This window comes from Caballeronia sp. LZ024 (genome assembly GCF_031451455.1).
GTDB lineage: Bacteria > Pseudomonadota > Gammaproteobacteria > Burkholderiales > Burkholderiaceae > Caballeronia > Caballeronia telluris.
The window spans coordinates 2,840,403-2,862,645 of sequence record NZ_JARUXL010000001.1 but is presented as its reverse complement, the minus strand read 5'-3'; the positions used below and the strand labels follow the sequence as shown (position 1 = coordinate 2,862,645).

Here is a 22,243-nt window from a genome sequence, read left to right as displayed (position 1 = left end):
TCCCGCGCGATTGCGCAGCGTCTCGCCTGACGCCGCGGCGGCACGGTCCAACGAGCATCGAGCGCCATGAACAAATCACCGAATACCGAGATCGACGTCGCCGGCGGCACGGCCACGCCGGATCGCGCGCAGCAGCCGAAGGCCGCCGCCAAACCGGCCGTCCGCGATCCCGACGCGCTCGCGCTGCCGAGCGCGCTCGTCGACATCACGCCGCAACAGGCGGGCACGCAGACACTCCTGCGCGGCCTCGCGATTCTCGAAGCCGCCGCGAACGGCGCACGCGATCTGCGCGCATTCGGCGCGGCGCTCGGCACGACGCGCAGCACGACACATCGCCTCGTCAGTTCGCTCGTGCAGGCGCGCTATCTGCGGCAAGTGCAGGGCGGCTATCTGCTCGGGCCGAAGCTGATCGAACTCGGCACGATCGCGCTCGAACAGATGCCGCTCACGGCGGTGGCGCGCCCGCACCTGGAAGCGCTCGCCGAGCATACCCACGACACGATCCACCTCGGCGTGCGCGACGGCGACGACGTCCTCTACATCGACAAGATTCCCGGCACGCGCGGTCTGGAAATGCGCTCGCGCGTCGGGCACCGGATGCCGCTCGCGTCGACCGGCATCGGCAAGGCGATGATGCTCGACCTGCCGCACGACGCGTGGACCCGTCTGCTGGATGCGTCGCACCGGGCGCTCGCGGGCGCGAGCTTCAAGCCGGACAACCGCCCTGACATCGACATCTTCACGCAGCGCATGACGCGCTACGCGCAAGGCGGATTCACGTTCGATCTCGAAGAAAACGAGGCGTCGATCCGCTGCGTCGCGGCGCCGGTGCGGGATGCGTCGGGGGCGATCGTGGCCGCGCTGTCTGTTGCGAGCACGATTCCGTACATGCCGCACGAGCGGATGGAGGAACTGATTCCGGTCGTGCAGCGCGAAGCGCGCGCGATCTCGGAAGAACTCGGCTGGCGTGTGCCGCAGCCGACCACGCGCAGGATCAAGCGATGAGCGGCGCCGACCCACACGCAGGCGCCGCGCTGGTCGCGCTCGACTGGGGCACGACCGCGCTGCGCGCCTACCTGCTCGGCGACGACGGCGCGGTGCTGGACACGCGGGCGTCTTCGGCGGGGATCATGAATCTGCCGGCCGGCGGCTTCGATCAGGCGTTCGACGACACCTGCGGCGCGTGGCTCGCGGGCAACGCGAAACTGCCGGTGATCGCGGCGGGCATGGTCGGCAGCGCGCAGGGCTGGCTGGAGGCGCCGTACATCGAAACGCCCGCCGATGCGCCGGCGCTCGTGAATGGCATCGTGAAGGTGAAGGCGGCGAACGGCGCGACCGTGCATATCGTGCCGGGCGTCCTGCAGGCGGGCGCGATGCCGAACGTGATGCGCGGCGAGGAAACGCAGATTTTCGGCGCGCTCGCCGGCGACGCCGCGCTCGAAAACGAGCCGCATGGCGCGCTGATCGGCCTGCCGGGCACGCATGCAAAGTGGGCGTTCGTGTTCGGGGGGCGCATCGAGCGCTTCTATACGTTCATGACGGGCGAGACTTTCGGCGCGCTGCGCGATCACACCATCCTCGGCCGCACGATGCGCGCGACCGACCAGCAGGACGCGCAGGCGTTCGTGCGCGGCGTCGATACCGCGAAGGACGCCGGCCACGCGGGACTTCTCGCGACGATCTTCAGCACGCGCACGCTCGGCCTCACCGGACAGCTCGCGCCGGAGCAGCAGCCGGACTATCTCTCCGGCCTCTTGATCGGCCACGAATTGCGCGGCCTGAACGAAGTGCTGGTGCGCGAGCATTCGACGCTCGCGGGCAAGACGCTGCGCCTGATCGGCAACGATGCGCTGTGCGAGCGCTATCGCGTGGCACTGGCGCGCTTCGGCTGCCACGACACCAAGACCGTCGCAGAGGCGACCGAGCGCGGTCTCTTCCGGATTGCAGCGCAGGCGGGACTTGTGACGTCCGCCGCCCGCGCGAGTTGAAAGGAGCAACGCCATGCAGCCTCACATCAACCTGCCCGCGCCCTACGCGCCGCACGCCGGACTCGACGCCGCGTTCAGCGCCTGTCCGCTGATCGCGATCCTGCGCGGCATCACGCCCGCCGACGCCGCCGAGCACGGCCGCGCGCTCTACGAAGCGGGCTTTCGCATCGTCGAGGTGCCGCTCAACTCGCCGCAGCCGTTCGACAGCATCGCGGCGATCCGCCAGGCGCTGCCGGCCGATGCGATCGTCGGCGCGGGGACGGTGCTGCATTCCAGCTTCGTCGCTCAGGTGAAGGCGGCCGGCGGCGAGCTGATCGTGATGCCGCACAGCGACGCCGACGTCGTGCGCGCCGCGAAGGCGCTCGGCATGGCGTGCGCGCCGGGCGTCGCGACGCCGAACGAGGCGTTTCTCGCGCTGAAGAACGGCGCCGACGTGCTGAAGATGTTCCCCGCCGAGCAGCTCGGCCCGGAAGTGGTGAAGGCATGGCGCGCGGTGATCGCGCCGGCCGTGCCGCTCGTGCCGGTCGGCGGGATCGCGCCGGACAACATGGGACCGTTCCTGACGGCGGGCGCGAACGGCTTCGGCCTCGGCTCGGCGCTGTACAAGCCGGGGCAGAGCGCTGCCGTCACCGGGTCGCATGCGAAGGCGTTCATCGGCGGTCTGCGGATCGCGCGGGGCGAGAAGAAATGACGCGGCTCGCCGGCAAGGTCGCGATCGTCACCGGCGCCGGTCGCGGGATCGGCGCGGCGATCGCGCTCGCGTTCGCGCGCGAAGGCGCGTCGGTCGTGCTGGCGGAACTCGATATCGAGACCGCGCGCGAGACGGCCGCACGCATCTCGGACGCAACCGGCTGGCACGACGTGCTCGCCGTCGCGACCGACGTGACGCAAAGCGCGTCGGTGCGAGAGGCGGTTGCGCAGGCGGAGCAGGCGTTCGGCCCCGTCGACACGCTCGTGAACAACGCGGGCATCAACGTGTTCCGCGACCCGCTCACGATGACCGACGACGACTGGCGCCGCTGCTTCGCCGTCGATCTCGACGGCGTCTGGAACGGCTGCCGCGCGGTGCTGCCCGGCATGGTCGGGCGCGGCGCGGGAAGCATCGTGAACATCGCGTCGACGCACAGTTTCAAGATCATTCCCGGCTGCTTTCCGTATCCGGTCGCGAAACACGGCGTGATCGGCCTGACGCGCGCGCTCGGTATCGAATACGCGCCGAACAACGTGCGCGTCAATGCAATCGCGCCGGGTTACATCGAAACGCAACTCACGCACGACTGGTGGAACGAGCAGGCCGATCCGGCCGCCGCCAGGCAGGCGACGCTCGATCTCCAGCCGATGAAGCGCATCGGCCGGCCGGAGGAAGTCGCGATGACGGCGGTGTTCCTCGCATCGGACGAGGCGCCGTTCATCAACGCGAGCTGCATCACCGTGGATGGCGGGCGCTCGGCGCTGTATCACGATTGATTGGAAGAATGCACGACGCACGGGCCGTGGTGCGGCATCACGAAAACAAGACACGGCCACACACCTTCGTAGCGCTCGTCAAAACAGCGCATGGACTTGAGACATACGTCAGGAGACACCAAGATGAAACGCAGAATTTTCCTCACGCTGGTTGCCGCGACCACCGCCGCGAGCGCCACCATGCTTGCCGCGCCGGTCGCGCAGGCCGCCGACGAGCAGATCAAGATCGGCTTCCTCGTGAAGCAGCCGGAAGAGCCGTGGTTCCAGGACGAGTGGAAGTTCGCCGAAATCGCCGCGAAGGAAAAGGGCTTCACGCTCGTGAAGATCGGCGCGCCCTCGGGTGAGAAGGTGATGAGCGCGATCGATAACCTCGCCGCCCAGAAGGCGCAGGGCTTCGTGATCTGCACGCCGGACGTGAAGCTCGGGCCGGGCATCGTCGCGAAGGCGAAGGCCGACAAGCTCAAGATGATGACCGTCGACGACCGCCTCGTCGACGGCGCCGGCAAGCCGATCGAGTCGGTGCCGCACATGGGCATCTCGGCGTACAACATCGGCAAGCAGGTGGGCGAGGGCATCGCCGCCGAGATCAAGAAGCGCGGCTGGAACATGGCCGACGTCGGCGCGATCGACGTGACCTACGAACAGTTGCCGACGGCCCACGACCGTACGGCGGGTGCCGCCGACGCGCTGGTCGCCGCGGGCTTCCCGAAGGCGAACATCATCATGGCGCCGCAGGCGAAGACCGACACGGAAAACGCGTTCAACGCCGCCAACATCGCGCTCACGAAGAACACCAAGTTCAAGCACTGGGTGGCCTTCGCGCTGAACGACGAAGGTGTGCTCGGCGCCGTGCGCGCCGCGGAAGGCCGCGGCTTCAAGGCGGACAACATGATCGGCGTGGGCATCGGCGGCTCGGATTCGGCGCTGAACGAGTTCAAGAAGCCGAACCCGACCGGTTTCTACGGCACCGTCATCATCAGCCCGAAGCGTCACGGCGAGGAAACCTCCACGCTGATGTACGACTGGATCAAGGACGGCAAGGAACCGCCGAAGCTCACGCTCACGAGCGGCATGCTCGCGACTCGCGACAACGTCGCGGAAGTGCGTGAAAAGATGGGCCTCGCTTCGGCGAAGTAAGCACGGCTTGGCGAAAAGGCCGCCCGCGCCCGAATGGCGCGGGCGGTATCGAAGAATTCAGGAGGCGATGTGTCAGCGACGCTGCGTTTTGACAATATCGGCAAGGTGTTTCCAGGCGTGCGCGCGCTCGACGGCGTGTCCTTCGACGTCCACGCCGGCGAAGTTCACGGCCTGATGGGCGAGAACGGCGCGGGTAAATCGACCTTGCTCAAGATTCTCGGCGGTGAGTACCAGCCCGATTCGGGCCGCGTGCTCATCGACGGCAATGAAGTGCATTTCCCGAGCGCGGCCGCGTCGATTGCGGCCGGCATCGCGGTGATTCATCAGGAACTGCAATACGTGCCCGATCTCACCGTCGCCGAAAACCTGCTGCTCGGCGCGCTGCCGAGCACGTTCGGCTGGGTGAACAAGCGCGAGGCGAAAAAGCACGTGAAGGAGCGGCTCGTCGCGATGGGCGTCGATCTCGATCCGAACGCGAAGCTGAGGAAGCTTTCCATCGCGCAACGGCAGATGGTCGAAATCTGCAAGGCGCTGTTGCGCAACGCGCGCGTGATCGCGCTCGACGAGCCGACCAGTTCGCTCTCGCACCGCGAAACCGAAGTGCTCTTCAAGCTCGTGCGCGACCTGCAGGCGGACCAGCGCGCGCTCATCTACATCTCGCACCGCATGGACGAGATCTACGAGCTGTGCAACACCTGCACGATCTTCCGCGACGGCCGCCTGATCGGCTCGCATCCGAAGCTCGCGGAAGTGCCGCGCGACACGCTTGTCGCGGAGATGGTCGGCCGCGAAATCAGCGACATCTACGACTACAGGCCGCGCGAACTCGGTCCGGTGCGCTTTGCCGTCGCGAACGTGGAAGGGCACGCGATCAAGAGTCCGGCGAGCTTCGACGTGCGGCGCGGCGAGATCGTCGGCTTCTTCGGGCTGGTCGGCGCGGGGCGCAGCGAACTGATGCACCTCGTCTACGGCGCGGACAAGAAGAAGGCCGGCACGATCGAACTCGACGGCCGTCCGATCAAGGTGCGCAGCACCGGCGAGGCGATCCGGAACGGCATCGTGCTGTGCCCGGAGGATCGCAAGGAAGAAGGTGTGATCGCGATGGCGACGGTCGCCGAGAACATCAACATCTCGTGCCGGCGTCATTATCTGCGCGCGGGATTTTTCCTCGACCGCAAGAAGGAAGCGCAGACGGCCGAGCGTTTCATCAAGCTCTTGAAGATCAAGACGCCGAGCCGCAAGCAGAAGATCCGCTTCCTGTCGGGCGGCAACCAGCAGAAGGCGATTCTGTCGCGCTGGCTCGCCGAGCCCGACCTGAAGGTCGTGATCCTCGATGAACCGACGCGCGGCATCGACGTCGGCGCGAAGCACGAAATCTACAACGTCATTTATCAGTTGGCCGAGCGCGGTTGCGCGATCGTGATGATCTCGTCGGAACTGCCGGAAGTGCTCGGCGTGTCGGACCGGATCGTCGTGATGCGGCAGGGGCGGATCGCGGGCGAATTGTCGCGTGCGAAGGCGAACGAACAGTCGGTGCTGAGTCTCGCGCTGCCGCAGTCGGATACGACGGCTCGGGCAGCCTGAACAGGTTCAAAGGAACACGGAGCGAATCATGGAAGCAAGAGAAAACATCGTCAGCCAGGCGAGCGAGTCGGTCGCGAACGCGCTGATCCCGCAGAAATCCGACAAGCAAAAATGGTGGCAGCAGATCACCGAATACAGCCTGATCGTCATCTTCATCGTGATGTTCGTCACGATGTCGGCAACCGTCGATCACTTCTTCTCGATCGAGAACATGCTCGGCCTCGCGCTGTCGATTTCGCAGATCGGCATGGTCGCGTGCACGATGATGTTCTGCCTCGCCTCGCGCGACTTCGACCTCTCGGTCGGCTCGACGATCGCGTTCGCCGGCGTGCTCTGCGCGATGGTGCTCAACGCCACCGACAACACCGCCATCGCGATCGTCGCGGCGGTCGCGGCGGGCGCGGTGATCGGCTTCGTGAACGGCGCGGTGATCGCCTACCTGCGGATCAACGCGCTGATTACGACGCTCGCGACGATGGAAATCGTGCGCGGACTCGGCTTCATCGTGTCGCACGGACAAGCCGTCGGCGTGTCGTCGGACACGTTCATCGCGCTCGGCAGCCTCGCGTTCGCGGGCATCTCGCTGCCGATCTGGGTGACGCTCGCGTGCTTCATCGTTTTTGGCGTCATGCTCAATCAAACGGTGTATGGTCGCAATACTTTGGCGATCGGCGGCAATCCGGAAGCGTCGCGGCTCGCGGGGATCAACGTCGAGCGCACGCGCGTCTGGATCTTCATGATCCAGGGTGGCGTGACCGCGCTCGCGGGCGTGATCCTCGCCTCGCGCATCACCTCGGGCCAGCCGAACGCCGCGCAAGGTTTCGAGCTGAACGTGATTTCGGCGTGCGTGCTGGGCGGCGTGTCGCTCCTGGGCGGCCGCGCGACGATTTCGGGCGTGGTGATCGGCGTGCTCATCATGGGCACGGTCGAGAACGTGATGAACCTGCTCAACATCGACGCGTTCTATCAGTACCTCGTGCGCGGCGCGATTCTGCTCGCCGCCGTGCTGCTCGACCAGTTGAAGAACCGCGGCTCGCGCGACTAATTCATCAGAGGGATCAATCATGGCATCTTCGATCGACAGCGGCTACGCGCGCTTTCCGAGCCTCGCCGGCAAGACGGTGCTGATCACGGGCGGCGCGACCGGCATCGGCGCGGCTTTCGTCGAGCATTTCTTCGATCAGGGCGCAAAGGTCGCGTTCTTCGACATCGACACCGACGCGGGCGAAGCGCTCGCCGACCAGTTGGGCGCCGATCTGGCGCAAGGCCGCTACCGGCCGATGTTCCTGCGCGTCGACCTCACCGACATCGACGCGCTTAAAAAGGGCATCGCCGATGTGCGCAGCGCGCTCGGCCCAATTGGCGTGCTCGTGAACAACGCGGCGAACGACAAGCGCCACAAGATCGAGGACGTGACGCCCGAGTCCTACGACGCGGGCATCGCCGTGAACATCCGTCACCAGTTTTTCGCGGCGCAGGCCGTGATCGACGACATGAAGCAGCTCGGCAGCGGGTCGATCATCAACCTCGGCTCGATTAGCTGGATGCTCAAGAACGGCAACTATCCGGTCTACGTGACGGCGAAATCGGGCGTGCAGGGCATGACGCGCGGTCTCGCGCGCGATCTCGGGCCGTTCAATATCCGCGTCAACACGCTCGTGCCCGGCTGGGTGATGACGGACAAGCAAAAGCGTCTCTGGCTCGACGACGCCGGGCGCCGCGCGATCAAGGAAGGACAGTGCATCGACGCCGAATTGATGCCCGAGCATCTCGCGCGCGCGGCGCTCTTCCTCGCCGCCGACGACAGCCGCATGATGACGGCGCAGGACGTGATCGTCGACGGAGGCTGGGCGTGATGAACGCGGCCGCGCAGCTTCTGATCGACAGCCAGTGCGCGCTCGGCGAAGGCGCGACGTGGTGCGCGGCGAGCGGCCGGTTCTACTGGACCGACATCGAAGGCGCGCGCCTGTGGCGCTACGATCCGCGCGACCAGACGAGCGTGTCGTTCGCGATGCCCGAGCGCCTGTGCTGCTTTGCGGCCTGCGCCGATCCGCGCGTGCTGTTGCTCGGGCTCGCGTCGCGGCTCGCGTTCTTCGATCTCGCGACGGGCGAGATCGAAACCATCGTCGAAGTGGAAGCGGGGCTGGCGACGCGCCTGAACGACGGCCGCTGCGACCGGCAAGGCCGCTTCGTGTTCGGCACGAAGCACGATGTCGCGCAGGCCGAGGCGATCGGCGGCTTTTATCGACTGAACGCGGATCTGTCGCTCGAACGCCTGCCGCTCGCGGACTGCGCCATTTCGAACAGCATCGCGTTCAGCCCGGACGGCGCGACGATGTACTACTGCGATTCGCCGACGCGGCACATCCGCGCATGCGACTATCCGACCTTCGCGAACGATCGACTGTTCGTCAAACTAAGCGACGCGGACGGCGTGCCGGACGGCTCGACCGTCGATCGCGACGGCGGCCTGTGGAACGCGCAGTGGGGCGGCGCGCGCGTCGTGCGCTATGCGCCCGATGGCCGCGAGACGGCGCGCATCGACGTGCCGAGCGCCCAGCCGAGCTGCGTCGCGTTCGGCGGCGCGGCGCTCGACACGCTCTTCGTGACGAGCGCGCGCGTCGGTCTCGACGAAGCGGCGCTGCAACGCGATCCGCACGCGGGCGGCGTGTTCATCGCGACGCCCGCTGCAAGCGGGATCGCCGAACCGGTGTTCGCAGGCAAGGCATGAAGCATCCGAGGCGGCGCGCAGATGACGCGCCGCCCACCCGACCCGGCGATGCCGGGCTGTCGCCTCTCGATGGAGCGTGAGCCATGACTGTTGCTCGTTCAGCGCAAAGTGTGAATCCTGCCTCGACGTCCTCCACGGCGGCTGCCAACGCGCGGCGCTCCAAGCTCGCCGCCGCCACCGAGCCGCCGATCCGGCCGGGTCCCGGCACGTCGGTGGTTGCGATGGGCGGGGCGGGCATCGAAGGCTGCATCACGCTCGCGAATTCCAATCTGCGGCTCGACGTGGCGCCCGCGCTCGGCGGCGGCATCACGCGTTTCGACTGGCGTCATGAAGGCGCGCTCGTGCCGATCTTCCGGCCGTGCGCGCATCCGAACGCGGACACCGATCCGAACCAGCTTGCGTGTTATCCGCTGCTGCCGTATTCGAACCGGATCGGCAACGGGCATTTCAACTTTTCCGGGCGCGCGATCGACGTGCCGCGCAATCGCGACGACGAACCGCTGCCGCTGCACGGCGACGGCTGGCTCGGCGCGTGGGAAGTCGACGAAGAGGAGGCGTCGCGGGTGCGTCTGACGCTCGACCGGCGCGGCGGCACGCCGTATTCGTATCGCGCGGCGCAGACGTATCGGCTGGATGGCGCGACGCTCGTCGTGGCGCTGGACGTCGAGAACACCGGCCGCGACGCGCTGCCGTTCGGGCTCGGACTGCATCCGTTCCTGATGCGCGAGGCGGACACGGAACTGTCGGCGGCGGCGGGCGGCCTGTGGCTTTGCGGCGACGACTGGTTGCCGGTGCGGCATGTGCCGGCGCCGCCGGCGTGGCAGTTCGGCGTCGCGTATCCGATGCCCTCGACGATGGTCAACAACGCGTTCACCGGATGGAGCGGGCGCACGAGCGTGTTATGGCCGAAGCGGCGCCTGTCGCTGACGATTTCCGCCAATACGGATTACTACGTGCTGTATGCGCCGCCGGGGGCCGATTACTTCTGCTTCGAACCGGTCGATCATCCGATCAACGCGGTGAACCTGCCGGGCGGCGGGGAAGCGCACGGGATGACCGTGCTGGCACCGGGGGAAAAGCTCGCGCGGGAGTTCCGCTTCACCGTCGAGCGGACCGGGGAAGCGGTCAGGCGCGGGCGGCCAAGAGCGGCGGCGGGGGCGAAGGCGCGGGGGCGGGCCGCCGTGCGATGACGCGGTCGGCGTCCCGACGAGCGGGCGCCTCGAACGACTGATGCCGCATCCGAGCGTGCGGGCTCTGTCTGCATGCGCGTTAAAATGCGTGTCATCTCACCCGGATCGCACGCTTTCATGTCCTTCATCGAATCCCTTAATGCCGCCTGGGCGCGCACCCAATCGCTCCTGTGCGTCGGCCTCGACCCCGAGCCGTCGAAATTCCCCGGCTCGCTCAACAACCGCCCCGACGCGATCTTCGACTTCTGCCGTGCGATCGTCGATGTCACCGCGCCCTATGCCTCCTCGTTCAAGCCGCAGATCGCCTACTTCGCCGCCCATCGCGCCGAAGACCAGCTCGAGCAGTTGATCACGCACATCCACGAGCAGCATCCCGGCCTGCCCGTGATCCTCGACGCCAAGCGCGGCGACATCGGCAGCACCGCCGAGCAGTACGCGCGCGAAGCCTTCGAGCGCTACGACGCCGACGCCGTCACCGTGAATCCCTACATGGGTTTCGACTCCATCGAGCCGTATCTCGCGCACGAAGGGCGCGGCGTGATCGTGCTGTGCCGCACGTCGAATCCGGGCGGCTCGGACCTGCAATTCCTGGAGACGCAAGGCCGCCCGCTCTATCAGGTCGTCGCGCAACTCGCCGCCGAAAAATGGAACGCGGCCGGGCAACTGGGGCTCGTCGTCGGCGCGACGTTTCCGAAGGAAATCGAAGTGGTGCGGGGGATCGTCGGCGAGATGCCGCTTTTGATTCCGGGCATCGGCGCGCAGGGCGGCGACGTCGAAGCGACCGTGCGCGCCGGACGCACGGCAGGCGGCGCGGGGATGCTGATCAACTCGTCGCGCGCGATCATCTACGCCGGCCGTGACGACGATTTCGCCAGCGCCGTCGCACAAGCCGCGAAAAAGACCCGCGACACGATCAATCTTTATCGTTAAACGCAGTCAAGCTGAAGGTATCGGCGCGAACAGCGCGTCGAGGTCTTCGGCGGAAAACTTCACCGCGCCCGCCGCGTCGTCCGACAGGATGCTCGCGGCGAGCGCCGCCTTCTTCTCCTGCATCGCGACGATCTTCTCCTCGATGCTGCCCGCCGCGATCAGCTTGTACACGAACACCGGCTTGTCCTGACCGAGCCGGTGCGCGCGGTCGGTTGCCTGGTTCTCGGCGGCCGGATTCCACCACGGGTCGTAGTGGATCACCGTATCGGCGGCGGTCAGGTTCAGGCCGACGCCGCCCGCCTTCAGGCTGATCAGGAAGAGCGGCACCTCGCCCTCCTGGAAGCGCCGCACCGGCGCCCTGCGGTCGACCGTATCGCCCGTGAGCATCGCGTAGGCGATGCCCGCCTGGTCGAGCGCGGTGGCGATGATCGCGAGCATCCCCGTGAACTGGGAGAAGACGAGCACACGCCGGCCTTCCTCGATCAGTTCGGGCAGCATCGCGAGCAGCAAGTCGAGCTTCGCGGATTCCTCCACGCGCTTCGCCTGCTTCAGTTTGACGAGCGACGGATCGCAGCACACCTGCCGCAGCTTCAGCAGCGCGTCGAGCACGACGATGTGGCTGCGCGCGAAGCCTTGTTCCGAAATCGCGGCGCGTACCTTTTCCTGCATCGCCGCGCGCACGGTTTCGTAGAGATCGCGCTGCGCGCCTTCCAGATCGACGGTGCGCACGATCGTCGTCTTCGGCGGCAGTTCCTTCGCCACTTCGTCCTTGCGCCGGCGCAGCATGAACGGCCGGATGCGCCGCGCGAGCAGTTCGCGCCGCACGTTGTCGCCGTCCTTTTCGATCGGCGTGCGCCAGCGTTTGGTGAAATCGCGCTGGGTGCCTAGAAAACCCGGCAGCAGGAAATCGAACTGCGCCCACAGCTCGCCGAGATGGTTTTCGAGCGGCGTGCCGGTGAGACACAGCCGATGCCGCGCGCGCAGGCTGCGGATGCTCGCCGCCGACTTGGTCGTCGCGTTCTTGACGTACTGCGCTTCGTCGAGGATCAGCAGGTGGTAATCGTGCTGCACGAGCGCTTCGTGATCGCGCCAGAGAAGCGCGTAGGTCGTGAGGATCAGGTCGTGTTCGCCGATCTGCGCGAAGCGGTCATGGCGTTCCGGCCCGTGCAGGTTCAGCACCCTGAGGCCCGGCGCGAAGCGGCTCGCTTCCTCGCACCAGTTGTGGACGAGCGTCGTCGGCAGGACGATCAGCGCGGGGCGGTCGAGGCGTCCCGCTTCCTTCTCCGCGAGGATGTGCGCGAGCGTCTGCACGGTCTTGCCGAGACCCATGTCGTCGGCGAGGACGCCTGACAGCGCGTGCTCGCGCAGGAACTGCATCCACGCGAGGCCTTCGCGCTGATACGCGCGCAACTCGGCGTTCAGGCCCGCGGGCGGCGCCGTCTCGCGCGGGCCGCTCGCGCCCTGCAGCCGCCGCGCGAGTTCGATCACGGCGGTATCGCCACGAAACTGCCAGCGATGGGTGTCGTCGAGCGCGGCGAGGCGGCCGGCGTCGAGCGCGGGAATGCGCAGCGTCTCGCCTTCGCGCATCCCGCTGAAGAGGTCGATCAGGACGCGCACGACCGGCTTGAGCCGGCTCGCCATGAGGCGCAGCCGCTCGCCGCTGTCCGTGCGCAGTTCGACGCCTTCGTCGTCGGCGATCGAATCGAGCATGCCGCCCAGCCAGCGCCGGTCGCGCCGGAACAGGTCCGCGAGGAGCGGCTCCAGGCGCAGCTTCTGCTCGCCCGCCGTGATGCCCATTTCGACGTCGAACCAGCCATCGCCCGAGCTGTGCGCGCTGCCGTCGATGTCGTCGATTTCGATCACGTTGAAGGTGAAATCGCGTGTCATCGTCACGCGCCAGCCGTCGCGGCGCAGGACCGGCAATACGTCGGCGACGAAGCGCTCCCACGCCTTCGGGTCGTTCAGCACGCGCAGGCCCACGGGAAACGGCTTCGGCCCGTACACGTGCTGCAGCGAAAGCTTTTGCAGCCCGGCGTCGGCGAGTTGCTGAAGCCGTTCGCTTTCGGCGTCGGCGCGGCGTCTCACTTCGACGAGTTCATGGCCGCGGCGTTGCAGTTGCGTCGTGGCGCTTTCGGCGTCGACGGTGAGGCCGTCGTAGTCGAAGCCCACCATCGCGAAATCGAGCGAGGTCGCGCGGTGGTCGTACTTGCCGAAACGCGCGACATGCACGGGCAGCGTGTCGAGCGTCAGCACCGGCACGGGCGCGATGTCGATCACGCGGATCGCGCCGGAATCGCGCAGCGGCGGCAAGGGCAGCGGCTGCGGCAGCGCGCTCGCGCATTCGAGCAGCACCTCGGCGACGAAGGGCGCTTCCGCGAGCGAGATCGGCGGCATGCGGAGGTAGTCGGCGAGTTGCCGCGCGGGCATCGGCGCTTCGACGACGCCCGCTTCGCCCGTCTTTGCGTCGAGATACCAGGGCGGGTCGGTGGGAATGATGGCGGTGGCGTCGGGTTCGGCGCGCAGCACCGGCCGCAGGCGGTTATTCGTTTCCGGCATCCAGTCGATGCGGCCCGGGCGCGCCGCGCCCTCGCGCAATGCAGCGCCTGCTTCGACGCGGCCCGCCTCGGGCTTGTCGAGCCGCGTGAGAAGCCGCCCCGTCGCGAGCAGTTTCGCGACGATCGCCGCGCCGTCGGGGCCGCTCAGGAAAAACCGGCCCATCACGTCGCTCGCGAGACGGCTCGGGGCGAGCGCGCGCAGGATCGTCAGGTCGTCGTCGGTGATGAACTTCGCCGGATTCGCCAACGCCGCCTGGCTCGCGTTCCATCGGTCGATGTCGCGGATCGAGCCGTCGACGCCCAGGCGCACCTTGAAGATTTTCAGCTCGGGCTGGTTCCCTTCGTCGGCGGCGAACAGGTAGACGAGCGCATACGTCGCCTGCGATTTCGATTCGGACGACGCTGCCGTGGCGCGCCGCGTCGATCCGACATGCGAGCGGAACATCCTGAGCCATTCGGCGAGTTCGGGACGCATCCCGCCGGGTTTCGCGGGATCGGATTCAACGTCGCTCGTCGATTGCAGGTTCGCGAGCAACACGGCGCCGATGTGCTTGCAGCGGAATCCGACGGGGCACGTGCACGCATCGTGAAGCTCGACGCCGTTGCGCGCGCGCACGAAAACCAGATTGACCGCATACGGCGCGCGCTGCGTGCCCTGCACGTGGGCGGTCAGGCATTCGCTGCCGAGCCAGCGCATGCCCGACACGGCGCCGACACACTGGACCGCCTTTGCGACCGTTCTGGCGTCGAGCCAATGAGTGATCTGGGATCGGTCGTACGTAATCGGTGGGGTCGTAGCGTTCATTCAGACTAGTTCGTTCGATTCGGCGCGGCCGGCGGCCGTCTTTCCGCCGAGCGCCGCGGTGGGCGTGCGCTCTGCGTCTACTTTTCCCGGCGCTCCAGCAGGAGCAAGAGGCCGCGCAACGCGTGCGCGGCGGCTTGCGCGCGCACCTGCTCGCGGTCGCCCTTGAAATGCTGCGTCTCGACAGCGGTATGCAGCCGGTTGCTCCACGCGAACGATACCGTGCCGACCGGCTTCGCGTCGCTGCCGCCCGCCGGGCCGGCGACGCCCGTGATCGACACCGACACCTGCGCGCGGCTGTTGCGCAGCGCGCCCTCGGCCATCGCTTTCGCGACGGGCTCGCTCACCGCGCCATGCTGGTCGATGAGCGCGGCCGGCACGCCGATCATCTCCGTCTTCGCGAGATTCGAATAGGTGACAAAACCGCGCTCGAACCAGTTGCTGCTGCCGGAAATGTCCGTGATCGCGGCCGCGACCATGCCGCCCGTGCACGATTCGGCCGTGGCGAGCATGAGCCGTTCGTCGCGCAGCTTGTTGCCGACGCGGATCGCAAGTTGGTGAACGACGTTATCGGGAGCCATGATGTGTCTCGAAGGAGCCGGAAGAGGGAGCGTCAGACCGTCATGCGCCAGAGCGCGATCACGAGCAGGGTGAAGAAAGCCGCGACGAGGTCGTCGAACATGATGCCGAAGCCGCCCTTCAGATGGCGGTCGAAATAGCGGATGGGCGGCGGCTTCACCATGTCGAAGAAGCGGAACACGATGAACGCCCACAACTGTCCGGTGAACGTGACCGGCGTGACGAAGAGCAGCACGAGCCAGAACGCGACGATCTCGTCCCACACGACCGGCGACGGGTCGGCTGTGCCCATCTTCGTCGCGGTGAAGCCGCAGAACCAGCAGCCCGCGACAAAGCCCGCGACGATCAGCGCGCCCCATTCGGCCACTGTCAGATACGGATTGAACGCGACGAACGACACCCACGCGAAGAGCGTGCCGACGGTGCCCGGCGCGATCGGCGAGAGGCCGCTGCCGAAGCCGAGCGAGAGGATGTGCAGCGGATGCGTGAGCATGAAGCGCGCGCTCGCCTTGCGCGGCTTGGGCGCGGAAGCGGGCGAGTCGCCCGCGATCGGGGGGTCAGTCTGCATGAAAATGATCGAAGCCTTGCAACGTCAGGGAAAGCGGTGCGCCGCTGCGGTCGTGCCAGGCGATGGACGGCGCGCGAGCGGAAGCATCGGCGATGCGCTCGATTGTACCGATGCGGGTGACGCGCACGCGTTCGCGCTCGCCGATCGCCGAGATCGTCGCGCGTGCTTCGGCGGGCGCGGTGAAGCACAGTTCGTAGTCGTCGCCGCCCGCGAGCGCGCAGGTGCGCCGCACCGGAGCGGGCAGCGCCGCGAGCGCATCGGAGACCGGCACGGCGTCGGCGTCCACGACGGCGCGCGCGTGCGAGCGCTTCACTATATGCGCGAGGTCGCCGGCGAGCCCGTCGGAGATGTCGAGCGCCGCGCGCGCCACGCCGCGCAAGGCGAGCCCGAGCGCGACGCGCGGCTCCGGGCGCTCCAGCGCGCATTTCAGTTGCACGGCGGCGGCTTCGTCGTCGACGTCCCATTCGCCGCGCAAGAGGCCGAGGCCCGCGCGGGCGTCGCCGAGCGTGCCGGACACCCAGATGTCGTCGCCGGGCTGGGCGGCGTCGCGGCGCAGCGCGGCGCCCGTGGGCACGTCGCCGAACACGGTGATGCAGATATTGAGCGGACCGCTCGTCGTGTCGCCGCCGATCAGTTCGCAGTCGAAGCGCTCGGCGAGCGCGAAGAGGCCGTCGCTGAACGCGGCGAGCCATTGTTCGTCGGCGCCGGGCAGCGCGAGCGCGAGCGTGAACGCGTGCGGCGCGGCGCCCATCGCGGCGAGATCGGACAGGTTGACCGCGAGCGCCTTGTGGCCGAGCGCGTGCGGATCGACGTCAGGGAAGAAGTGGCGGCCCTCGACCAGCATGTCGGTGGAGATCGCGAGCTGCTGGCCGGCCGGCGGGACGATCAGCGCGCAATCGTCGCCGATGCCGAGCGCCGCGCGCGAGACCTTCGCCGCTTGGCCGGGCGGCGACCCGCTTCTCGCACGGCGGGCGAAAAAACGCTCGATTAGGGAAAACTCGGAAAGCATGGTGAGCCCGGAAGGCAAATTAGGATTATTGGAATTGACAGCGCCTCGCGCAAATGCGGCCAGTTCCCGGCGGGTTGAATCGCGTTGGACGGCCATGAGCGACTTTAACGCGCGCGGCGCCTTCTGCCCCAAGCGTTTTCAGCCCGTTCAAGTTCAGGCAGTTGCACCCGAATTGCGCGGATTGCAACCCGATTCGGTGCCTGAATGGCGCTACAATGCGTTCGAACTTCTATTCTAATCTCGCACTGCTACCCGCCTCATGACCACGACCGCCAATACCAAATTGCGCGAAGCTGCGCTCGATTACCACGAATTCCCGACCCCCGGCAAAATCGCGATCGCGCCGACCAAGCAGATGATCAACCAGCGCGATCTCGCGCTGGCGTATTCGCCGGGCGTCGCGTTTGCGTGCGAGGCCATCGTCGAGGACCCGCTGAATGCCGCGCGCTTTACCGCGCGCAGCAATCTGGTCGGCGTCGTGACGAACGGCACGGCGGTGCTCGGGCTCGGCAACATCGGCCCGCTCGCGTCGAAGCCGGTGATGGAAGGCAAGGCGGTGCTGTTCAAGAAGTTCGCGGGCATCGACGTGTTCGACATCGAACTGAACGAATCGGACCCGCACAAGCTGGTGGACGTGATCGCCGCGCTCGAACCGACGTTCGGCGGCATCAATCTGGAAGACATCAAGGCGCCGGACTGCTTCATCGTCGAGCGCGAATGCAAGAAGCGCATGAAGATTCCCGTCTTCCACGACGACCAGCACGGCACGGCGATCGTCGTCGCGGCGGCGCTCACCAATGGTCTGAAGGTGGTCGGCAAGGAGATCGGCGAGGTGAAGCTGGTCGCCTCCGGCGCGGGCGCGGCGGCGCTCGCGTGTCTGGATCTGCTCGTCGATCTCGGCATGAAGCTCGAGAACATCTATGTGACGGATCTGGCCGGTGTGGTCTATCAGGGCCGCGTGGAACTGATGGACCCGGACAAGGAACGCTTCGCCCGTCAGACCGACGCCCGCACGCTCGCGGACGTGATCGAAGGCGCGGATGTGTTCCTCGGTCTGTCGGCGGGCGGCGTGCTGAAGCCGGAAATGGTGAAGGGCATGGCCGCCAAGCCGCTGATTCTCGCGCTCGCCAATCCGACGCCCGAAATCCTGCCGGAAGTCGCGCTCGAAGTGCGTCCGGACGCGGTGCTCGCCACCGGCCGCACGGATTACCCGAATCAGGTCAACAACGTTCTCTGCTTCCCGTTCATCTTCCGCGGCGCGCTCGACGCGGGCGCGACCACCGTCACGCGCGAGATGGAAATCGCCGCCGTGAACGCGATTGCGGAACTCGCGCGCCAGGAGCAAAGCGATATCGTCGCGACGGCGTATGGCATTCAGGACCTGTCGTTCGGTCCGGAATACCTGATTCCGAAGCCCTTCGATCCGCGTCTGATCGTGAAGATCGCGCCGGCGGTTGCCAAGGCCGCGATGGATTCCGGCGTCGCGACGCGTCCGATCGAGGACATGGAAGCGTACGAGCAGCATTTGCAGCAATTCGTCTACCACAGCGGCACCACGATGAAGCCGGTGTTCCAGCTCGCGCGCAGCGTCGAGCCGGAGAAGAAGCGCATCGTGTTCGCGGAAGGCGAAGAAGAGCGCGTGCTGCGCGCGGTGCAAATCGCGGTCGACGAGAAGATCGCCAAGCCGATCCTGATCGGACGTCCGGCGGTCATCCAGCAGCGCCTCACGAAGTTCGGCCTGCGGCTCACGCCGGGTGTCGATTTCACCGTCGTCGACACCGATCACGACGAGCGTTACCGCGATTTCTGGCAGACGTACTACAAGATGATGGCGAGGAAGGGCATCAGCCAGCAGATGGCGAAGCTCGAAATGCGCCGCCGCACGACGCTGATCGGCTCGATGCTGGTCGAGCACGGCGAAGCCGACGGCATGATCTGCGGCATGGTCAGCACGACGCATCGCCATCTGCATTTCATCGATCAGGTGATCGGCAAGAAGGCGGGCTGCAGCGTCTACGCCGCGATGAACGCGCTGGTGCTGCCGGGCCGCCAGATTTTTATCGTCGATACGCACGTGAACGTCGATCCGACGCCGGAGCAACTGTGCGAAATCACGATCATGGCCGCCGAGGAAGTGCGCCGTTTCGGCATCGAGCCGAAGATCGCGCTCCTGTCGCATTCGAACTTCGGCACGAGCAACGCGCCGACCGCGCAGAAGATGCGCGACGTGCTGGCGCTGCTGAAGGAACGCGCGCCGGATCTGGACGTGGACGGGGAAATGCACGGCGACGTGGCGCTGGATTCGCGTCTGCGTAAGGAAGTGCTGCCGGAATCGACGCTCGAAGGCGACGCGAACCTGCTGATCCTGCCGAACATCGATTCGGCGAACATCTCGTACAACCTGCTGAAAGTGGCGGCCGGCAACAACATCGCGATCGGGCCGATGCTGCTCGGCGCGGCGAAGCCGGTTCACGTGCTGACGGCATCGGCGACGGTGCGGCGCATCGTCAACATGACGGCGTTGCTGGTGGCGGACGCGTCGGCCTCGCTGAACCGCGCGATCTGAACGCGGCGCAAAGGCGCGGGGCTCGCAACGAGCGCCGCGTGGGTTGCATCGCCGGGCATCGCCTTGCATCGAGAACGAAAAAAAAAAGCGTGCCGGATAACCGGCACGCCCGAGGCATGCAAGGGGATTTGCGTTTCCTCGAATAGGCGATGGCGACGGTGCAAACCGTGAAACGTGCGACAAGCGAGGCGAACGTGCCGCGCCGTTTCTTAGCCATTCCAGAGTTGTATTTTTATACTGACCAAGATAAAAATCTCTCAGATTTAGCCTAAAAATAAGCGCGGACGACGGAAATCGTGCGTTGCCGGATCGTCGCCCGGATCTTTCAGAGAACGCCGATTCCCGACCGAACGTTGATTCCGGGTGTCATTAGCGATACCCTTACGTCTTTCATGGTCGTCGATTTCAGGGTTCATCGCGGGGACATCGCTACGTGAAGCGGACGTGGTTTCATCACTGCATCGTCGCGCTTTTAGTGGCCCTGAGCGGCTGTGGCAAAGGCGATCACGCAGAGCAGACGCGTGAGGACGCGGCCGGCGCGAGCGCCGTGGCCGTGCCGATGCCGCCGGAATCGGCCGCCTTGGGCGGGTCGTCCGGAAAAGCGAACGGGCAGGAGGTCGGGCACGAAGCAGCGGACGGACTGGGCACCGTCGCCATCGCGCAGTTGCCGAAGCAGGCCGTCGCCACATTGCGGCTGATCGAGTCAGGCGGCCCGTTTCCGTTCGAGAAGGACGGCGTCGTGTTCGGCAATCGCGAGCGTTTGCTTCCGCCGCATCGGCGCGGCTATTACCACGAATACACCGTCCCCACGCCGCGGGCCCGCGACCGCGGAGCGCGCCGGATCGTGTGCGGTGGGCCGCGCCGGCAGATCGGCGACTGTTACTACTCCGACGACCACTACGCCAGTTTTCAACGCATTGCGGGATAACTTCGGGATGAACGGCATGAGCGACAACATCTACGCGCACGGAAACGGTGCGGCGGGTGATCTTTTCGCCACCGGCGATGGCAACCTGTTCCAGCGAGTATTGCGGCTGCGCACGACTGAACACGACAACCACCCCGACGACGAACCGAGCCCGACGCTGTCATCAACGGACGAGGGGTCCATGAGTCTTTTCAGGACGGTGCGGCCGAACATCGTGCAATCGATTCGCGCGTTTCGCGTGCAGGAACTCGCCGACGAAGCGACCCGGCTCGGCCAGCATTTTTTGTTTGCCTATTGCGGCGCGGCTCAGAGCAAGCAGGAAGTGCTTGAGACGATCGCCACGTCGTTCCTGTTTCCGAAGCACTTCGGCAAAAATTACGACGCGCTCTATGACTGCCTGACCGACCTCGTCCATAAAGCGGGATCGCAGCCCGGTTTCGTGATCGTGCTCGAAGCGCTGCCGATCGCGCAGAAATTCGACAAGGAAGGCCGCGAAACGCTGCTCGACGTGTTCCGTGAAGCGTCCGAGTTCTGGGCCGAGCGACGCGTGGCGTTCCGCGTGTTCTACTCGTTCGCCTGACGCCTGCTTTCGCGCGCTTAGTTGAAAAGGCCGGTCCAATGACCGGCCTTTTCATTTACCAGCCGCCCCAGCGCGCCGCGAGCGCCGCCAGCACGGCGATTCCCGCGGTCTCCGTGCGCAGCACGCGCGGACCGAGCGCAAGCGTCGAAAATCCCGCATCGACGATAAATTTCTCCTCGTCAGGCGAAAAACCGGCTTCCGGCCCGATCAGCACGGTGACCGGCGCGACGGGCGGCGTCTGCGGCAACCACGCGAAGTTCACCTCGGCGCGCGGCGAGAGCAGAAGCCGCAACTCACCGTCGACTGCGGGCGCGAGCTGGCCGAGCCACGCGTCGACATCGCGCGGCGGGGCGACCTCGGGAATCCGGTTGCGTCCGCATTGCTCGCACGCCGCGCGCACAAGCGCCTGCCAGTGCGCCTGACGCCGCAGCGCGCGGTCGCCCGCGAGACGCACGACGCCGCGCTCCGCCGTCAGCGGCACGACGCCCGCGACGCCGAGTTCGACCGCCTTCTCGATCAGCCAGTCCATCTTGTCGCCGCCCGCGACGCCCTGCGCGAGCGTCACGCGGTACGGCGGCTCCGCTTCGCGGTCGTCGTGCCGGTCGATGCGCGCGACGGCCGCGCGCTTGCCGATCTCGACGAGTTCGGCCGCGTACTCGCCGCCGGCGCCATCGAACAGCGTGACGGAGTCGCCGCTTTGCAGGCGCAGGACGTGAACGTGGCGCACGACGTCGTCAGGCAGTGGAACGGTTGTGCCCGCAGCGAGCGGGCGGTCTACGAAAAAGCGTGGCATGTCGTTGATCGCCGGCGCGGGCCCGAAGGCGGCGCCGGCGGATAGTTGAGCCTGTCGTGAAAAATCCGCTCGAAGCGCGCGGGGGGGGGGCGGCGGTCAGCCCAGATGCCGCGCGATCGCCCAGCGATAGCCGTCCGGGTCTTCGAACTGCGCGAAACGGTCGCCCCAGAACTGGTCCTGCGGTTCGATCAGCCCCTTCGCGCCGACTGCGAGCGCGCGCGCATAAGTCGCATCGACGTCGTCGACATACAGATAGAACGACTGCGGCGCCATCAGCCCGGCGCTCTTCGGCGTGCGCGCCTGCGAGCCGTAGGCGCCCTCGGGCGCGAACATCAGGATCAACTGCCCGCGATACGTCATCTCGACGTGGATGATCGCGCCGTCGTCGTTGACGCTGTCGCGCACCGCGAAACCCAGCGCCTGCTCGTAGAAGCCGGTGGCGACGTGCGCATCGCGCACGGTGAGATAGGGCGTCAGCCAGGGCACATCGGCTGGGCGGGGATCGGTCATCGAAAAGCTCCTTGCAGCTTGGCCGTGAGGCGCATTGTGCCACGAAGGCTTGCGGAGCCTGGCTCGCAGCCTCGCGGCGCGTGGCATTCGACAGTCGGACGGGCGCACGGCCCGCAGAAAACAGCGCGCGGCGGCACTTCGCCTCCTTCGATACGCGGTTTCGCCGGACGTTCCCGCGCGTCCGATGAAGACGCGTGCCCGGCCAGAAAGCGCGCACGCGCACGCCGCCGAGCGCGGCCTGTCGCGCAATGTCGATCGGACCTGTCTGTTAGAATCACGCTCTCCGATCCTCCTCGTTTCTCGTCGTTCCGGGGCCTGAAAGTGTC

At 66.8% G+C, this 22,243-nt stretch carries 20 protein-coding genes; 14 read left to right on the top strand and 6 right to left on the bottom strand.

The genetic code is table 11. From position 1 onward, the window contains the following. Positions 1-66: 66 nt before the first annotated feature. The 11 genes from QCE48_RS12845 (at position 67) to pyrF (ending at position 11,027) form a co-directional block, all read left to right on the top strand. Complete coding sequence (locus QCE48_RS12845) at positions 67-1,005, top strand: IclR family transcriptional regulator (protein WP_309787401.1); 939 nt, start codon at positions 67-69, stop codon at positions 1,003-1,005. Continuing rightward, complete coding sequence (locus QCE48_RS12840) at positions 1,002-1,988, top strand: 2-dehydro-3-deoxygalactonokinase (protein WP_309787404.1); 987 nt, start codon at positions 1,002-1,004, stop codon at positions 1,986-1,988. Before QCE48_RS12845 ends, QCE48_RS12840 begins: the two co-directional genes overlap by 4 nt. Positions 1,989-2,001: 13 nt before the next feature. Beyond that, complete coding sequence (locus QCE48_RS12835; RefSeq protein WP_309787406.1) at positions 2,002-2,679, top strand: 2-dehydro-3-deoxy-6-phosphogalactonate aldolase; 678 nt, start codon at positions 2,002-2,004, stop codon at positions 2,677-2,679. Further along, positions 2,676-3,455: an SDR family oxidoreductase gene (locus tag QCE48_RS12830; RefSeq protein ID WP_309787408.1), complete on the top strand. Its 780-nt coding sequence runs from the start codon at positions 2,676-2,678 to the stop codon at positions 3,453-3,455. Before QCE48_RS12835 ends, QCE48_RS12830 begins: the two co-directional genes overlap by 4 nt. A 123-nt stretch (positions 3,456-3,578) precedes the next feature. Next, complete coding sequence (locus QCE48_RS12825) at positions 3,579-4,592, top strand: arabinose ABC transporter substrate-binding protein (RefSeq protein WP_309787409.1); 1,014 nt, start codon at positions 3,579-3,581, stop codon at positions 4,590-4,592. Between the two features lie 69 nt (positions 4,593-4,661). After that, positions 4,662-6,176 carry an L-arabinose ABC transporter ATP-binding protein AraG gene (gene araG / locus QCE48_RS12820; protein ID WP_309787411.1) on the top strand — a complete coding sequence of 505 codons (1,515 nt, stop codon included), beginning with the start codon at positions 4,662-4,664 and terminating at the stop codon, positions 6,174-6,176. Between the two features lie 28 nt (positions 6,177-6,204). Beyond that, positions 6,205-7,221, top strand: a complete 1,017-nt coding sequence (gene araH, locus QCE48_RS12815; RefSeq protein ID WP_116563742.1) for an L-arabinose ABC transporter permease AraH — start codon at positions 6,205-6,207, stop codon at positions 7,219-7,221. Positions 7,222-7,240: 19 nt separating this feature from the next. Further along, on the top strand, positions 7,241-8,032 hold the full coding sequence (locus QCE48_RS12810) for an SDR family oxidoreductase (RefSeq protein WP_309787416.1): 792 nt from the start codon (positions 7,241-7,243) through the stop codon (positions 8,030-8,032). Next, positions 8,032-8,907: an SMP-30/gluconolactonase/LRE family protein gene (locus QCE48_RS12805; protein ID WP_309788330.1), complete on the top strand. Its 876-nt coding sequence runs from the start codon at positions 8,032-8,034 to the stop codon at positions 8,905-8,907. The genes QCE48_RS12810 and QCE48_RS12805 overlap by 1 nt, the downstream gene beginning before the upstream one ends. Before the next feature lie 83 nt (positions 8,908-8,990). Further along, positions 8,991-10,097 (top strand): aldose 1-epimerase, encoded by a 1,107-nt coding sequence (locus tag QCE48_RS12800; RefSeq protein ID WP_309787417.1) that lies wholly within the window; start codon positions 8,991-8,993, stop codon positions 10,095-10,097. Between the two features lie 117 nt (positions 10,098-10,214). Then, a complete protein-coding gene (gene pyrF, locus QCE48_RS12795) occupies positions 10,215-11,027 on the top strand; it encodes an orotidine-5'-phosphate decarboxylase (protein ID WP_309787419.1) in 813 nt (270 codons plus the stop codon). Between the two features lie 6 nt (positions 11,028-11,033). Here pyrF and QCE48_RS12790 read toward each other — a convergent pair whose 3' ends face one another. From QCE48_RS12790 to thiL, 4 genes are all read right to left on the bottom strand, one after another. Next, positions 11,034-14,387 carry a DEAD/DEAH box helicase gene (locus QCE48_RS12790; RefSeq protein WP_309787421.1) on the bottom strand — a complete coding sequence of 1,118 codons (3,354 nt, stop codon included), beginning with the start codon at positions 14,385-14,387 and terminating at the stop codon, positions 11,034-11,036. Positions 14,388-14,464: 77 nt separating this feature from the next. Then, the gene (locus QCE48_RS12785) at positions 14,465-14,965 is read right to left on the bottom strand and encodes a CinA family protein (RefSeq protein WP_309787422.1); all 501 of its coding nucleotides are present in this window, start codon (positions 14,963-14,965) and stop codon (positions 14,465-14,467) included. Between the two features lie 32 nt (positions 14,966-14,997). Then, on the bottom strand, positions 14,998-15,531 hold the full coding sequence (locus QCE48_RS12780) for a phosphatidylglycerophosphatase A (RefSeq protein ID WP_309787423.1): 534 nt from the start codon (positions 15,529-15,531) through the stop codon (positions 14,998-15,000). After that, the gene (gene thiL, locus QCE48_RS12775) at positions 15,521-16,540 is read right to left on the bottom strand and encodes a thiamine-phosphate kinase (protein ID WP_309787424.1); all 1,020 of its coding nucleotides are present in this window, start codon (positions 16,538-16,540) and stop codon (positions 15,521-15,523) included. Before thiL ends, QCE48_RS12780 begins: the two co-directional genes overlap by 11 nt. Positions 16,541-16,799: 259 nt before the next feature. On the opposite strand from thiL, the gene QCE48_RS12770 reads away from it, so the two are divergent. From QCE48_RS12770 to QCE48_RS12760, 3 genes are all read left to right on the top strand, one after another. After that, positions 16,800-19,106, top strand: coding sequence for an NADP-dependent malic enzyme (locus tag QCE48_RS12770; protein ID WP_309787426.1), 2,307 nt, complete (start codon positions 16,800-16,802; stop codon positions 19,104-19,106). A gap of 433 nt (positions 19,107-19,539) precedes the next feature. Continuing rightward, positions 19,540-20,034, top strand: coding sequence for a ribonuclease (locus QCE48_RS12765; protein ID WP_309787427.1), 495 nt, complete (start codon positions 19,540-19,542; stop codon positions 20,032-20,034). 16 nt (positions 20,035-20,050) lie between these two features. Beyond that, positions 20,051-20,614 (top strand): barstar family protein, encoded by a 564-nt coding sequence (locus QCE48_RS12760; protein WP_309787429.1) that lies wholly within the window; start codon positions 20,051-20,053, stop codon positions 20,612-20,614. Positions 20,615-20,669: 55 nt separating this feature from the next. Here QCE48_RS12760 and QCE48_RS12755 read toward each other — a convergent pair whose 3' ends face one another. Both QCE48_RS12755 and QCE48_RS12750 read right to left on the bottom strand, forming a co-directional pair. Beyond that, positions 20,670-21,407 (bottom strand): 16S rRNA (uracil(1498)-N(3))-methyltransferase, encoded by a 738-nt coding sequence (locus QCE48_RS12755; RefSeq protein ID WP_309787430.1) that lies wholly within the window; start codon positions 21,405-21,407, stop codon positions 20,670-20,672. Between the two features lie 96 nt (positions 21,408-21,503). Continuing rightward, positions 21,504-21,917, bottom strand: coding sequence for a VOC family protein (locus tag QCE48_RS12750; RefSeq protein WP_309787431.1), 414 nt, complete (start codon positions 21,915-21,917; stop codon positions 21,504-21,506). Positions 21,918-22,243 lie beyond the last annotated feature (326 nt).

Bases quoted from the DNA above. Each gene is read 5' to 3' on its own strand.
- QCE48_RS12770 (WP_309787426.1), top strand. From the start codon at position 16,800: ATGACCACGACCGCCAATACCAAATTGCGCGAAGCTGCGCTCGATTAC.
- QCE48_RS12785 (WP_309787422.1), bottom strand. From the start codon at position 14,965: ATGGCTCCCGATAACGTCGTTCACCAACTTGCGATCCGCGTCGGCAAC.
- thiL (WP_309787424.1), bottom strand. From the start codon at position 16,540: ATGCTTTCCGAGTTTTCCCTAATCGAGCGTTTTTTCGCCCGCCGTGCG.
- QCE48_RS12780 (WP_309787423.1), bottom strand. From the start codon at position 15,531: ATGCAGACTGACCCCCCGATCGCGGGCGACTCGCCCGCTTCCGCGCCC.
- QCE48_RS12835 (WP_309787406.1), top strand. From the start codon at position 2,002: ATGCAGCCTCACATCAACCTGCCCGCGCCCTACGCGCCGCACGCCGGA.
- QCE48_RS12755 (WP_309787430.1), bottom strand. From the start codon at position 21,407: ATGCCACGCTTTTTCGTAGACCGCCCGCTCGCTGCGGGCACAACCGTT.
- QCE48_RS12805 (WP_309788330.1), top strand. From the start codon at position 8,032: ATGAACGCGGCCGCGCAGCTTCTGATCGACAGCCAGTGCGCGCTCGGC.
- araH (WP_116563742.1), top strand. From the start codon at position 6,205: ATGGAAGCAAGAGAAAACATCGTCAGCCAGGCGAGCGAGTCGGTCGCG.
- QCE48_RS12810 (WP_309787416.1), top strand. From the start codon at position 7,241: ATGGCATCTTCGATCGACAGCGGCTACGCGCGCTTTCCGAGCCTCGCC.
- QCE48_RS12750 (WP_309787431.1), bottom strand. From the start codon at position 21,917: ATGACCGATCCCCGCCCAGCCGATGTGCCCTGGCTGACGCCCTATCTC.
- QCE48_RS12845 (WP_309787401.1), top strand. From the start codon at position 67: ATGAACAAATCACCGAATACCGAGATCGACGTCGCCGGCGGCACGGCC.
- pyrF (WP_309787419.1), top strand. From the start codon at position 10,215: ATGTCCTTCATCGAATCCCTTAATGCCGCCTGGGCGCGCACCCAATCG.
- QCE48_RS12830 (WP_309787408.1), top strand. From the start codon at position 2,676: ATGACGCGGCTCGCCGGCAAGGTCGCGATCGTCACCGGCGCCGGTCGC.
- QCE48_RS12760 (WP_309787429.1), top strand. From the start codon at position 20,051: ATGAGCGACAACATCTACGCGCACGGAAACGGTGCGGCGGGTGATCTT.
- QCE48_RS12800 (WP_309787417.1), top strand. From the start codon at position 8,991: ATGACTGTTGCTCGTTCAGCGCAAAGTGTGAATCCTGCCTCGACGTCC.
- QCE48_RS12840 (WP_309787404.1), top strand. From the start codon at position 1,002: ATGAGCGGCGCCGACCCACACGCAGGCGCCGCGCTGGTCGCGCTCGAC.
- QCE48_RS12825 (WP_309787409.1), top strand. From the start codon at position 3,579: ATGAAACGCAGAATTTTCCTCACGCTGGTTGCCGCGACCACCGCCGCG.
- QCE48_RS12790 (WP_309787421.1), bottom strand. From the start codon at position 14,387: ATGAACGCTACGACCCCACCGATTACGTACGACCGATCCCAGATCACT.